This is a genomic window from Bacillus sp. CFBP9009 (assembly GCF_036541465.1).
Taxonomy (GTDB): domain Bacteria; phylum Bacillota; class Bacilli; order Bacillales; family DSM-1321; genus Peribacillus.
On the sequence record NZ_JAZHFU010000029.1, the window covers coordinates 1 to 13540 of the forward strand.

9 protein-coding genes and 1 pseudogene are annotated in these 13540 nt (G+C 38.5%); 8 read left to right on the top strand and 2 right to left on the bottom strand.

The features are described from left to right. Positions 1–89 precede the first annotated feature (89 nt). Both V3595_RS27355 and V3595_RS27360 read right to left on the bottom strand, forming a co-directional pair. Positions 90–1178 (bottom strand): spore germination protein, encoded by a 1089-nt coding sequence (locus tag V3595_RS27355; protein ID WP_485910982.1) that lies wholly within the window; start codon positions 1176–1178, stop codon positions 90–92. A gap of 26 nt (positions 1179–1204) precedes the next feature. Further along, positions 1205–2747 (bottom strand): annotated as a pseudogene (locus V3595_RS27360) (spore germination protein). Between the two features lie 967 nt (positions 2748–3714). Between V3595_RS27360 and V3595_RS27365 the strand changes: the two are divergent. The 8 genes from V3595_RS27365 (at position 3715) to V3595_RS27400 (ending at position 13536) form a co-directional block, all read left to right on the top strand. After that, a complete protein-coding gene (locus tag V3595_RS27365) occupies positions 3715–4137 on the top strand; it encodes a cytidine deaminase (RefSeq protein ID WP_485910984.1) in 423 nt (140 codons plus the stop codon). A 129-nt stretch (positions 4138–4266) separates the two neighbouring features. Then, entirely contained in the window at positions 4267–5058 is a 792-nt protein-coding gene (locus V3595_RS27370) for a phosphotransferase (RefSeq protein WP_485910986.1), read from the top strand. A gap of 158 nt (positions 5059–5216) precedes the next feature. Then, positions 5217–5582, top strand: coding sequence for a nuclear transport factor 2 family protein (locus V3595_RS27375; RefSeq protein ID WP_485911035.1), 366 nt, complete (start codon positions 5217–5219; stop codon positions 5580–5582). Positions 5583–6109: 527 nt separating this feature from the next. After that, positions 6110–7603, top strand: coding sequence for an aldehyde dehydrogenase family protein (locus V3595_RS27380; RefSeq protein WP_485910988.1), 1494 nt, complete (start codon positions 6110–6112; stop codon positions 7601–7603). 147 nt (positions 7604–7750) lie between these two features. After that, positions 7751–8653 carry a 4-hydroxy-tetrahydrodipicolinate synthase gene (gene dapA, locus V3595_RS27385; RefSeq protein WP_485910990.1) on the top strand — a complete coding sequence of 301 codons (903 nt, stop codon included), beginning with the start codon at positions 7751–7753 and terminating at the stop codon, positions 8651–8653. Between the two features lie 31 nt (positions 8654–8684). Further along, positions 8685–10091: a flavin monoamine oxidase family protein gene (locus tag V3595_RS27390; RefSeq protein WP_485910992.1), complete on the top strand. Its 1407-nt coding sequence runs from the start codon at positions 8685–8687 to the stop codon at positions 10089–10091. Positions 10092–10768: 677 nt separating this feature from the next. After that, the gene (locus V3595_RS27395) at positions 10769–12145 is read left to right on the top strand and encodes an MFS transporter (RefSeq protein ID WP_485910994.1); all 1377 of its coding nucleotides are present in this window, start codon (positions 10769–10771) and stop codon (positions 12143–12145) included. Between the two features lie 488 nt (positions 12146–12633). Then, on the top strand, positions 12634–13536 hold the full coding sequence (locus V3595_RS27400; protein ID WP_485910996.1) for a DMT family transporter: 903 nt from the start codon (positions 12634–12636) through the stop codon (positions 13534–13536). Positions 13537–13540 lie beyond the last annotated feature (4 nt).

Below are 13540 nucleotides of genomic sequence, written 5' to 3' on the forward strand. Positions count from 1 at the left end.
TTCATGACTGCTCCAACATCCTGTAAGGGATAAGAACAAAAGAACGGAGAGGGAAATGAAGAGGGGGCGTATATTGTTATGTGATTGTTTCATTTTCCTCCCTTTATTCTTGAGATGATAAGCAGGAGAAGCGGGAGAAAACCAAATAAAAACAATGCCATATGGCCGACGAAATCCCCTAGTTTAAATAGGTCATTCATATTTTTCGGAATCATGGCAATGATGTATAGAATCGGAAGCAAGCCATACATAAATGGGTGAATGCTCTTTTTTGAAAGTTGAGCCAGTCCTAGAGCAGCTGCATAGAATGTTATGGTAAATGTCGCAAATATTTGCATGATCCATACCACGAGCAATAAAGATTCAAACCGTTCAAAGATCAAACCGGAGATTTCAAAACTTCGTATAAGATCAAGAGTTGGCCATGTTCTCAGGACCACTCCATCAATAGATAATGCTCCGACAACCATGACGACCGTTATCACGTAAAAAATCAAGGGAATGGAAACTCCAACAAGCAGGGCTTTTACTGCTTTTTTTTGCTGATTCATAAACGGAAGAAGCAGTAACATGATTTCAGGACCTGAAAAAGCGAGAGCCGTTGTTTTTACTCCTTTTAGTACAGGGATGATTCCTTCTCCTAATACCGGACGTAGATTATCGATCTCAAATATTTTGATGCTCATAAAGGCAACTACCAAAAAAAGGATAACTGTCAAAGGTAATATAATTTCAAAAAGACGGGCGATCGAGTTAATGCCGCCCAGGACCAGATAAAGACCCACCCACATGAAAATCATGGTAATTGCCCATGTAGGGGTACCCTCCAGAAGTAAATACCTTATAACTTCAGCCATTGCTCGGAGCTGAAATCCGGAAGTTGTGAAAAAATGACATATTACAACTAAACTGAGTAAACTTCCCACCCATTTTCCTACAATTTCATTGATGTATTGATAAAAGGTCTTATCGGGAAACTGTTGGCTTAATTTGACCATGATCACCCCTGCGATTATGGCGATCAACCCGCCTATAATAACGCTTATCCATACATCTGGTGTATGTACCTTTTCCGTAGATGATCGGGGTAGGGTGAGTAATCCTGTACCAAGTATAAAGTTGATGATTATCACAGCTGTTTGAGGAGTCGTGATTTGGTCTTTCGGATTGAGAATCATTCTTTAACCACCCTTTCACCGATGAGTTATCCTTTACGTATGGGATTTTTTGTATGCATCATCTTTGGACGGCGTTTCATCATCATAAGTGGCATGCGAACCATCAGGTCTTTCCATTCACTTAAGCGATAAGGAACGGCTGGACTCATATAAGGTACACCAAAGCTTTTTAATTTAACTAAATGGCTGGTCATTAAAAGAAAAAAGAGAATGACCCCGTATAATCCAAATGTGGCAGCACATAGCATTGCGGGAAAACGAAGAATCCGTAATGTAATCCCAATACTATAGTGCGGAATGGAAAATGATAAAATAGCGGTTAACGCTACTACTATCACCAAAACAGGGCTAACGATCCCTGCCTGTACAGCAGCTTCCCCAATGATTAATCCACCGACGATACCCATGGCTGGACCAATTGGCTTAGGTAAGCGCAGTCCTGCTTCCCTCAGAATTTCGATGGATATTTCCATGAATAATGCTTCGATAAGTGCCGGAAACGGAACCCCGGCCCTTGTTCCGATAATGGATATGGCCAGTTTCGTCGGAATCAGCCCTGAATGAAATGAGATGAAAGCTATAGACGGTGTAAAAAGAGCCAGAACAACTGTGAGATAACGGAGTAAACGTATGAATGTGCCAGGAATCCATCTTTCATAATAATCTTCCGGTGATTGTAACATCATGCTTAATGTAACTGGAACGATCAAAGCGAATGGCGTCCCATCCAATTAAATGGCCACCCGGCCTTCCATCAAAGCAGCGATCACGCGATCAGGACGCTCTGTATTCTGTACCTGCGGAAAAGGACTAAGGTAATTATCCTCGATGAGTTGCTCTACATAACCTGATTCTGGCACATTATCAATATCAATTTTCTTAATTCGATTTTCTACCTCTTGAACTAATTCGGGATCAACAATATCTTTAATGTAAGCGACAACTAAGTCTTTTTTTGACTGCTTACCTACTTGGAATTGTACTAACGATAAATTTTCAATTTCACCGCTACTCCTTAAAAAAGATGTATTATCAACTAAAGATTCAGTGAAACCGATCCGTGGACCTCTGACTAATGCCTCTGATACCGGCTCTTCAACAGTCCTTGTTTTTAGTTTTGTAGTTCCAAGGATTAGGGGGGCATCCACTGATCCATCAATCAAAAGCGCGGTAGAACCTGTTAATACTTTTGATGCTAATTCTTTAATGGATCGAACTGCTTCTATTTCACTAATGGATAACACTTCATTTTTTATGAATTCTTTTGAAATGCTTCCTTTGACGTAAGGAAGGTCCTGTTTATATTCTGCTGAAAAGTCAACCATCAATGATGTCTTTATCTGATAATCCATCCGCAAAAATGATAATTGACCGAATACCGGTACGCCCTATATTAAATTCTCGAAAATGCACATCCCAATTATGTCCAATTTCTTGCCTAACCATTTCTAGATTTAAATTAAAATTATCTGTAAACTGATCAGTTGAATCTTGGGAGGTATTTGCTTCTTGTTTGTCTTTATTAGTAACTTTTCCTTTTTTACTGATCTTTGATATCCACTCTTTCATTTTCATCACTCATCCTTTGAGTTGCGAAGCCGATTAAACAATTTGGAGATTAAATACGGAATAAAAAACACAATAAAAGCTTGTATAAAAACCTGCCATTCTGGAAGGTAGGAAACAATCGTTTTCCACATTTTCATCACCCTATACTTGCCTAATATCAGCAGCTAAAATCTGTGTAATCTTCTACAAAATTCCTTTATTTCTTAAATAGTATTAATATCTTACACGTGTCTTATACAAGGAAGTTAAAGGCAATTCGCCTTATTTCCATCACTTTATACGTGTATTAGCTACACGGGACAATAAATGTCATCCAACAATCTCCACTGGTTGTAAATATGACTTGGATTCAAATGGAATAATATGTAATGGCAGCTTACATAAACAGTGCAAATGATCCAAATCTAATGGTTAGGAAAAGAGAGACCGTTAAGGTCTTTATTTGGTGGTAACTTTTTAAGTCACGTTTCTTTATTAACCCAATAGCTGATTTATCAATTATGTTCTTAAATCTTAGTTGCGAGCTAATATAAGTTTGTGAAGAAATGTACTTAAACTAACGGGTGCGTTAGCTGAAGATCAGAGCTGTCTTTAAGGCAGCTCTTTCTTATGGAACTATCGGGGCAGGATAGTTCCATAAGTAGATGTTTTTAATGTGGTATTATATGGATATAAGAATAACTTACATAATTTAAAGGGAGATGATTTAATGTCATTTAATATTTTAATACCAATTATCATAATGGGTATCATTATTCTTTGCGGCTTTGGAATTTTCAAGATTGCCAAAATCATAAAAAGCTAATAACTTTCAATAATTTCACTATAAGGTGCAATTTTTGAGAATTGAGGCTGGCGGATGTGGCAGCCTTTACTTAAGGAACTAACGGGGGCAGTTAGTTGAAGAACGATTTAAGATGTTACAGTTAAGTTGGATATATTTAAGAATAAAAGTAGGGGGAAAAGAGTGAATATTGAACAAAAGTTATATCAAGCAGCGAAAGGACTTATTGAAAAAAGGTACCCTACTGGCTGGGGTGGTGCAGCAGCAATGTACACTAACAATGGAGAAATATTAACAAGTGTATCACCAGAGGTCATAAATGCTTCAACAGAGTTATGTATAGAAACAGGTGCGATTTTGGAAGCACACAAATTTAATGCAAAAATTACTCATTCAATTTGCGTTGTAAGAGATGATGAAAACCAAGAATTTAAAGTATTAACTCCTTGTGGGGTCTGTCAAGAAAGGTTGTTTTACTGGGGAAGGGATGTAAAAGTCGCAGTAACTACTTCATATGATGAGAAACAATTACTTTTTAAAACCTTAAAAGAAGTCCAGCCGTTTCATTGGTCTTACGCATACAAAGATGAAGAATTATTCAACTAACAGGTGCTTTACTTCTTTATGGGGCTGGAAACAGCTCCATTTTCTTATGTAACTAAAGGGGCAGGAGAGTTGAACAAACAGGAATTGGTTTATGGATTATAGAGAGTCATAGTTGGGAGGAATATATAGATGTCAAACCATGAAAACGAAGAGATGCTAACAGGAGGGAATGTTTCTAATGTTTATCATTCGGGAGATACAGTGCGACGAGAATTAAAGCCAGATAGTCCCAAAATTCATAAGCTATTAAAGCATTTGGAGAACAAAGGTTTCAGTTATGCACCAAAGTTTTTAGGTATTGATGAAAAAAGAAGAGAGATATTATCATTTATTGAAGGAGAAGCTGGTAATTATCCTTTAAAAGAATATATGTGGTCTGAAGATGTCTTAATAGAAATAGCGAAAATGCTCCGTCTTTATCATGATTCTGTCAGTGATTTTTCATTTGATGGTAGCTGGGAACCGATAGATAACACCCCCCAACAATTTGAGGTACTATGCCATAATGATTTTGCAATGTACAACATTATTTTTAATAATGAAAGACCAATAGGCATTATTGATTTTGATGTTGCTGGACCTGGTCCAAGACTTTGGGACATAGCTTATACTCTTTATACTTGCGTCCCCTTAAGTAGATTTTATCTTTCTGAAACAGGTGAGAAAGTTTATTATAATTCAATACAGCATGCTAACCGTATAAAACAAAGAGTTAGATTGTTTTTTGAATCTTACGGTGAGGGAATAGAAGAAAATTATTTGGAAATGGTATTGCTACGATTAGAAGGGTTATGTAAAACCATTACAAGAAAAGCCAGTGAAGGTGATATTGCTTTTCAAAAAATGATTGCTGAAGGGCATCTCGAACATTATCAAAATGATATCAAATCCATTCGACAACATGGAAAAGAGTGGATTTAAGGGTAGGTTTTTGTTGAACTAACCGGTGCTTAACTTCATTAACAGAAGCTGATCAGCAGTTCCTTTCTTATGCAACAAACTGGGCAGGTTAGCTTGAAGAGGGAAAAGCGAGTATTGGGGATATTTTTATAATGGACAGTAAAAAAGGGGAGTGGAAAATGGAAAGTGAATCTTCGTTAAAAGAACATTTACGTCACCTGGAAGGGAAGTTGTTAAAACCAGAAATTCGTACATCTAAAAAAGAGCTTACTAATTTACTTGCAGACAATTTTTTTGAATTTGGAAGTTCTGGTAAAGTCTTGTACAAAGATGAGGGGATTGGTGAAGGAGGAATAGGTGAGGTAAAGATGACATTGAGTGATTTTGAAACACATCCATTGTCTGAAGAAATAGTGTTAACTACCTACCGAATATTTAACGAAGTAAATAAACAACATTCATTGCGAAGTTCAATTTGGAAATTTAGAGATGGAAGATGGAAAATGTTTTTTCACCAAGGTACAAAAACAAATCCTTCGCTTTAGTTACTGAACTAACCGGGTGCGTAGCTTAAGATCGGAACTGTCTTTAAGGCAGTTTTTTCTTTATGGAGCTACGAGATTGTACATCCTTCACAAAGTAAGAAAAAAAGCCGACCTCTACTGAACTATGCGGCTAATAGGCGGCCCCGGTATTGTACCGGGGCCATTTTCTTTAGTCCCATTGATAACGACACTCATTGTATTCTTCTATAACTCAATCAACTTCTTCCTTCACATCCGTTAAATTAGTACATGTTTTATATTCTGCTAATCTCCCTGTTTAGTTGCCAGATTTTTCACGTTTTTCAGCAAAATAACAAGAGAATACTGATTAGTATGTCTGAATGATACCCGAATGTAAGATGTTACGAATATTAAATAAATGAATAAATATATTCCCTTTTATAAAAAATGGTTTACAACAATTCATTTTGTTGGTAATATTTGTTTTAATAAATAATTTGAAAAATTCAGTTATTTATAATTTTTAAACAGAAAATATTAAAAACTAAAAAGGAGAGATAAATAAAATGGTGGCAACTGATTACAAATTAAAACCGAAAGTAAAAAAGTTTTTGGAAAGATTTATAGGTCTTTATATTAATGGAGAATACGTACCAGCTGTAAGTGGAAACACATTCGATGTTCTTAACCCTGCTACTGAAGAAGTAATTGCACAAGTTAGCGAAGCACAAACTGAAGACATCGATATTGCCGTGCGAGCTGCAAGAAAAGCATTCGATGAAGGTGAATGGCCGGAAATGAAAGCGGCTACACGTTCACACCTTCTTTATAAGTTCGCAGATCTTTTGGAAGAAAACCGTGAAGAGCTTGCGCAACTCGAGTCCCTTGATAACGGTAAGCCATATAAAGTCGCATTAACAGATGATGTTGATGGTTCAATCCAACACTTCAGATATTATTCGGGTTTCGCAACGAAAATACAAGGAAAAACGACACAAGTATCACCAGAATATGTGAATTACACTGTGCATGAACCTGTCGGGGTTGTAGGCCAGATTATTCCTTGGAACTTTCCTCTTTTGATGGCTGCTTGGAAGCTAGGATCGGCTTTAGCTGTTGGTTGTACAGTGGTTATTAAACCGGCAAGTGAAACACCACTTTCTCTCCTCTATATAGCAAAACTGTTTAAAGAAGCTGGTTTTCCGGACGGCGTCGTTAACATCATTCCTGGCACAGGTAGAGTGGCTGGAGAAGCAATTATCACTCATAAGATGGTGGACAAATTGTCGTTCACTGGATCAACTGCTGTCGGAAAAGAAGTCATGAAGAAAGCGGCAGATCAAATCAAAGGAGTCACGCTGGAACTAGGTGGTAAATCACCTGCAATCATCCTAGAGGACGCCAACCTAGAAGAAGCAATTGAGGGGGCATTTAATGGGACGATGTACAACCATGGACAAAACTGCAGTGCTTGTACACGTATCTACGTTCATCGCAAACATTACGATCAGGTAGTGCAGGGATTGGCAGAACGTGTGAACAAGTTGAAACTGGGACACGGAATGGATCCGGAAACAGATATGGGTCCCCTTGTCTCAGCAAAACAGCAACAAACTGTTCTTGGCTACATCGAGCAAGGAAAAAGAGAAGGCGCACGTCTTGTTACGGGAGACGAAAATGTATTTAATAAAGGCTATTTTGTTCCACCAACGATTTTTGCGGATGTAGAAGATGACATGACCATTGCGCGTGAAGAAATCTTTGGTCCAGTAATGTCGGTTTTGGTTTTTGATACGGTTGAAGAAGTCATTAAAAGAGCAAATGATAGCGATTATGGTCTAGCAGCTAGTATTTGGACAGAAAATATAAAAACCGGTCACTATATTTCCCGCAAACTACAAGCAGGGACAGTTTGGATCAATGACGTTGGTCTTGAGTGGGAGTCAATGCCCTTTGGAGGATACAAACAATCTGGTATTGGACGCGAAATGGGCGGAGAGTATGGCTTAGAGAACTACACGGAAGTGAAAAGTGTTTATGTGAATCTTAAACAAAAGTAGACTGGGAAATTTTAAAAATCATGCAAGGCCGTAAAAACTGCACACCTATATAGATAGATGTAACTTTTCCATGTATTTTATCAAGCATCAAGAAATCAATGGATAAAAATTCCGTTTAATTAATTAACATGTATGAGGAGGATAAATATGTATAAACCTTTTGGAATGATTCCAGCTTTACCAACACCTATGAATGAGGATAACAGTATTGATTATAAGGGGCTTGAACAAATAATAGAACATTTGATTGAAGGAGGAATGAACTGTCTTTTAGTGGGAGGAAGTACTGGGGAATACTCACTAATGAGCATGGAAGAACGAAAAGAAGTAATTAAATTCGTGTGTGAAACATCAAACGGAAGATTACCAGTTATGGCGGGTACAGGATGCCACCGAACAGAAGATACAATTGCACTTACTCAATACGCAGCTGAAGCTGGTGCAGATTGTGCCTTGGTAATCAATCCTTATTATATGACAACTAGTAGACAAGGAATTATTGATCATTACAAAGCAGTGGCGGAAAACTCCAGCATTGGGATTGTTATCTATCATTATCCAGATGCTACGGGTGTTGAACTTGATCCAGAACTAATTAATGAAATCAGTCAAATAGATGGAATCGTTGGTATTAAAAATACTGCTGACGGACAGCATACTTCTAAACTTATTGCATTGACAAAAGACAATCCAAACTTTGCGGTACTTACTGGTTTCGAACATTTAATCTTACCTACATTAGCACTAGGAGGCCATGGTGCTGTTGGATTAGTCCACAACCTGGCTCCGAAAAAAATAGCAAAACTATATGATTTGATCGTAAATGAAAACAACTTAAAAGAAGCAACTAAATTAAATCAGCAATTGCTGGATTTATATAATGTTATTGAAGAAGAAACGATTCCAGGAACATTAAAGGCAGGCTTGGAAGCACTAGGATTACCAGGAGGATCAAGTAGATTGCCACTAGTGCCTGCTTCCGAAAAGTTCAAATCAAAGATTGAAACCATATTAAATGAATTAGGGGAACTAAAATTGAAACAGCATTAATTGAATTAGGAGAATGATAGACATATAAGGGATGGGAGGAAATCCAATGAAAGATGTAATTATCATAGGCGGCGGACTTGCTGGTTTGTCCGCTGCCTGGCGTCTTAAACACCATGATATTTTACTTTTAGAATCCGATGATCGTATTGGTGGGCGTGTACGATCTGAACGCAGAGGAGATTATTGGTTAAATTGGGGCGGACATCTATATGCTGGAGCTGGTTCAGCTACAGATGAATTATTTCAATCTGTAGGCATAACTGCATTACCTGTACCAGGAATTTTAACGGCAATGTCTTTGAATGGGAAGTTGCTTTTAGATGGTCCGGTTGAACTGTATCCATTTAGGGCCCCTATGGCATGGAAAGCTAGATTTGCTATGATACGTGCAGGTGCTAAAGTGCGTGCAGCTGTTATCAAGTACGGCAAAGTAGCAAAAAAACGTCCGGGAGAGGACTATAGAGTTCGACAACAACGAATTTTAGAATTTATGGGTGATCGGACCTTTGCCGAATTCACTGGTAAATTACCACCAGATGCAGATGCAATTTTTAGACCTACAGTTAGCCGTTCGACTGGCAGTCCTGAGACGATGACTGCAGGATCAGGTGTAGGATATTTCCACACTGTATGGAACAAAGATGATGGGTTAGGGAGAAATATTGTTGGGGGAGCATCAACGCTTACAAACACGATTGCAACAACATTAGGTGAGCGGGCTCAACTAAATGCAAAAGTGTCGGAAGTTCTTCAGAAAGAAGACTCTGTCGTCGTACACTATACTCAAAATGGCGTGAAGCATGTGGTGGAAGCACGTTATGCAGTCCTCGCGACTCCTGCCACAATTACAAAAAATATTGCGAAAAACATTGATCCGGAAATCGCAGACGCTCTTGGCAAGGTTAAATATGGTCCACATGTCAGTGCAGCATTTTTAACAAATGAAACAGGACCTCAAGTTTGGGATCATGTATATTCTTTTGCTACGCCTAAAAGGTCATTTGACATTATTCTTCATCAATCTAATCTGGTCCGTTCAATAGAAACTGAGAGACAGCCAGGCAGCAGTCTTATGACATTTTCACCGGGGGAAAGCGGGCGTCGGCTAATGGATAAATCTAATGAGGAAATTATTCAAATATATTTGAAAGATTTAAATGAAATATTTCCTGGTTTTAGTGATCATGTAGTGGAGGCTCACGTAGAAAAATTCCCATTCGGATCTGCTTATATTTTCCCAGGCCGTGCAGAAATACAACCAGTTTTAACAAAATCTGCGGGTCGATTGTTCTTGGCAGGTGATTATTTAGGCTCCTATTATACGGAAACAGCCATTCAAACAGGATTCACTGCAGCCCAGAGTATTAATAGCTTCCTGGATTTCGAGCTTCCCGCAACCCAAAAAGAGAAGAAATTCAAGACTGCAGTTTCTAATTAATTACCAAGGTTTTGTTGAGGGAATCAGTTAAACTCATTTTGAAATTATACTAAAGCATGTATATTATTTGCTTGTTAAACCGACAGCAAAAATAGTGGTCCTTTTTTACAATCAATAATGCGACTTTATGAGGGAATTCCCAGAGCTTTTAGTTGATAGAATACGAAAATTTTTAAGTCTATAAGTACATCTTAATCTTTCAACATAGCTAACGAACCAATTCGCTGGAGCACTTTCGGGCAAGTGTCTAGATGCTCGCCCCAGCGTTTCAGCTATCGCCGATTCCTGTGTGCTGGATATCGTGGTCGCAAACTTTTTCTCTAGAACACCTTACAAAGTTCTGGTATCTCAGGAGGTTTCACAGCCAGATCCTTCTTCAGTTGAGCAGGTGAGCTGCATTCGTTCACGGAGTTCCTTTTCTTGTTCTTGAGACAGAAAAGGAGTCTTTCCCGGTGAAGCACCTTCCTGGTTAAACTTCTTGACATACTCAGAAATTGTCAATTGAAGTTGTTGTAGGACTTACAATACTTAAGCAATAGCCCTTTCTATAACTTTGATGAAGTATAATACATGTCGCGCAAAATGGAAGCGTTATCTTTATAACCAAGGTACTATTTCGCTATTAGGAACAGATGAATCGAAATAAAAATTTTTTTTAAAATAATGGGAGGGAATTTATGAATAAAGTCCGTACAATGGATGAGCTGCCTTTAAGTAGATTCCATTATAAAATGTTTGCCTACGCCAGTGGGAGTACATTCATTGATGGTTATATTATCGGAATTATTGCGGTAGCACTTTCTGTTATGCAGTCCCAATTCGATATGTCTTTAACCATTATGGGGTTGATTGGGATGGCAACTCTTGCCGGTATGTTTGTTGGTGGAATAATAGGGGGCTATCTTACAGATCTTATTGGCCGGAAGAAGATGTTTCTTATCGATATGCTTATCATGGCTATTGTGTCAATCCTTCAGTTTTTTATCGACGATCCCATTCAGTTAATCATTTTACGATTTATTTTAGGTGTTGCAATAGGGGCAGATTACCCAATTGCAGGAGCCTTGATGGCGGAATTTTCTCCGAAAAAAAATCGTGGTTCCTTGCTTGGAGGGCTTAATGGACTCTGGTATGTCGGTTACGCCAGTTCCTATTTGGTCGGTTTCTTTTTGCTATCTGTAGGTGATACGAGCTGGAGATGGATGCTTTTAAGCAGTGCGATTCCAGTAATCATCATGCTTGTCGCACGTTTAAATATGCCAGAATCCCCTCTTTGGCTGGCTAGCAAAGGAAGAGAAAAAGAAGCAAACGCTATTGTTAAGAAAATATTCGGGGATCATGTCATCATGTCAGACGAACCAGCGACCAAGGAGAAAACCGCCTTTCTCGATATGTTTCGAAATGGTTATGGAAAATGGATATTTTTCGTGTCTGCATTCTGGTCGCTTCAAGTTATACCCACCTTTGGAATAGGAACCTATATCCCTGAGATCCTTACACAATTTGGTTTTGCTAATGGAACGAGGGAATATCTGGGGTCAGCAGTCATTAATATCGTTTATCTTGTCGGCTTGCTTCCCGCTCTTTATTTAATTGAAAAATTTGGGAGAAGACCTACGCTTATTTTTCCGTTTTTGGTATCTGCCATCTCTTTATTCGTACTGGCAGCAACCTCTGGAATGAATACATCGTTTGTTTTTATCCTAGTCCTCTTTATAATATATGGAACGTTTAATACTGCGATGGGAGCCCATGATTGGATCTATCCTAACGAGCTTTTTCCCACTCATATTCGGGGCACGGCAATGGGCTTTATCACAGGAGTAACCCGTATCGCCTCTGCCATCGGTACGTTTTTCTTTCCGTTCATTTTGGAGAATTATGGTTTGGCAGCTACGCTGTATATTTGTGGGGCCTTGTTCTTCATTGGATTTTTAATCTCTCTCTTCATGGCCCCGGAAACAAAGAATATGAGTTTAACGCAAACCAGCTCTATCAATAAATCCGGAAATAAAAGACAAGACAGCTTTGCACCGAAAAAAAACATTAATTAGAAAAGAGAGAACTTTTAACAAGATTTAGAGAAAAGTATTTTGTCTTCGTCTGGAAGGAAAAGCGTTGATAGGAGGTGAAAACGAGGGAGAATTACTTGAACCACTGAGATGTTGAGTTTCTGGAGAGGGGTTGACCCGGTTAGTGGCAAAGTGATTGGCCGGCCTCATTCCCTTTATAGGAAAAGTCATGCCTTTGTGTGAAGGGATCCAGCACAGGAATTCCCGTACTATTGGATGCAATCGTTACGGGAAATGCCCAGCTGGCTTCCCTCTAAATAAAACAGACGAAATCCTAGCCTTTTTAATAAAACCACTAGTCATCTTCCGCCTAGACGGATAGGTGGCTTTAAATTTGATATTCTAGTTATGGGGCGGAACTCCAGAAGATGGAGATGTTGTCTTGTTTCAACCTGATGCATTCATACTAAATGGAAGCTCAATATTTTGAAGATTGAAATTAACGTACAACTGAATAGGGGGTGAATGAAATGAAAAAATTATCGGGCCTGAGAGTTTACTTCATTACAATTGCTGGTGCATTATGTTGGGGGCTTATTGGATTATTTATTGCTCCATTGTATGCTCGCGGCTTCACGGCTTGGGACGTAGTTGCCATTCGAGGTATCTTTACCTTTGTTATCTTAATTCTACTTATGGCAGTTTTTTATCGTGATCAGTTACGTACCAGATTAAAAGATCATATTTTTTTCGCTGGTGCGGGCATCTTTAGTATCGCCTTATTTAATTTTTTTTACTTTGAAGTTTTTTCTCAATCGAGCTTATCCCTTGCAGTAACACTTTTATATACAGGTCCCTTGTTTGTAACCATCCTATCTCGGCTCTTTTTTAAAGAGCCCTTGACCATTCGTAAAGGCTGGGCACTTGCTCTTGCTATTACAGGTTGCGCATTTGTTGTAGGTTTACTGCCATTCGGCCAAGAAAGTATACCTTTGAATACCTTGTTAATGGGGATTCTATCTGGATTTTGTTATGCGTTGTACAGTATTTTCAGTAAACCTGTAACGAAACGTTATTCTGCATTGACAATTACCACGTACACATTTTTTTATACGAGTATTTTCATGTTATTGACAAGTGACATAATAAGAAAGACTGATAAATTTCAATATGTAGATGTTTGGATGTCAGCTGTGTTGTTAGCGTTAGTATCAACGGTTGCAGCTTTTGTTTTGTACACTTCAGGACTAAAGTATTTAGAAGCTAGTAAGGCTTCCATTTTAGCAACGATAGAACCCATCGTTGCAGTAGTAACTGGAGTACTTTTTCTTGGGGAGCATCTGCGGGGATGGCAGGTGTTAGGGATCGCATTGGTTTTGTATTCAGCAATTCTTGTCGCAGGCGGACGGTCTAAGAGTAAGAAAAGCCGTTGATATA

Bases quoted from the DNA above. Each gene is read 5' to 3' on its own strand.
- V3595_RS27355 (WP_485910982.1), bottom strand. From the start codon at position 1,178: ATGATTCTCAATCCGAAAGACCAAATCACGACTCCTCAAACAGCTGTG.
- V3595_RS27370 (WP_485910986.1), top strand. From the start codon at position 4,267: ATGTCAAACCATGAAAACGAAGAGATGCTAACAGGAGGGAATGTTTCT.
- V3595_RS27375 (WP_485911035.1), top strand. From the start codon at position 5,217: ATGGAAAGTGAATCTTCGTTAAAAGAACATTTACGTCACCTGGAAGGG.
- V3595_RS27380 (WP_485910988.1), top strand. From the start codon at position 6,110: ATGGTGGCAACTGATTACAAATTAAAACCGAAAGTAAAAAAGTTTTTG.
- dapA (WP_485910990.1), top strand. From the start codon at position 7,751: ATGTATAAACCTTTTGGAATGATTCCAGCTTTACCAACACCTATGAAT.
- V3595_RS27390 (WP_485910992.1), top strand. From the start codon at position 8,685: ATGGGAGGAAATCCAATGAAAGATGTAATTATCATAGGCGGCGGACTT.
- V3595_RS27395 (WP_485910994.1), top strand. From the start codon at position 10,769: ATGAATAAAGTCCGTACAATGGATGAGCTGCCTTTAAGTAGATTCCAT.
- V3595_RS27400 (WP_485910996.1), top strand. From the start codon at position 12,634: ATGAAAAAATTATCGGGCCTGAGAGTTTACTTCATTACAATTGCTGGT.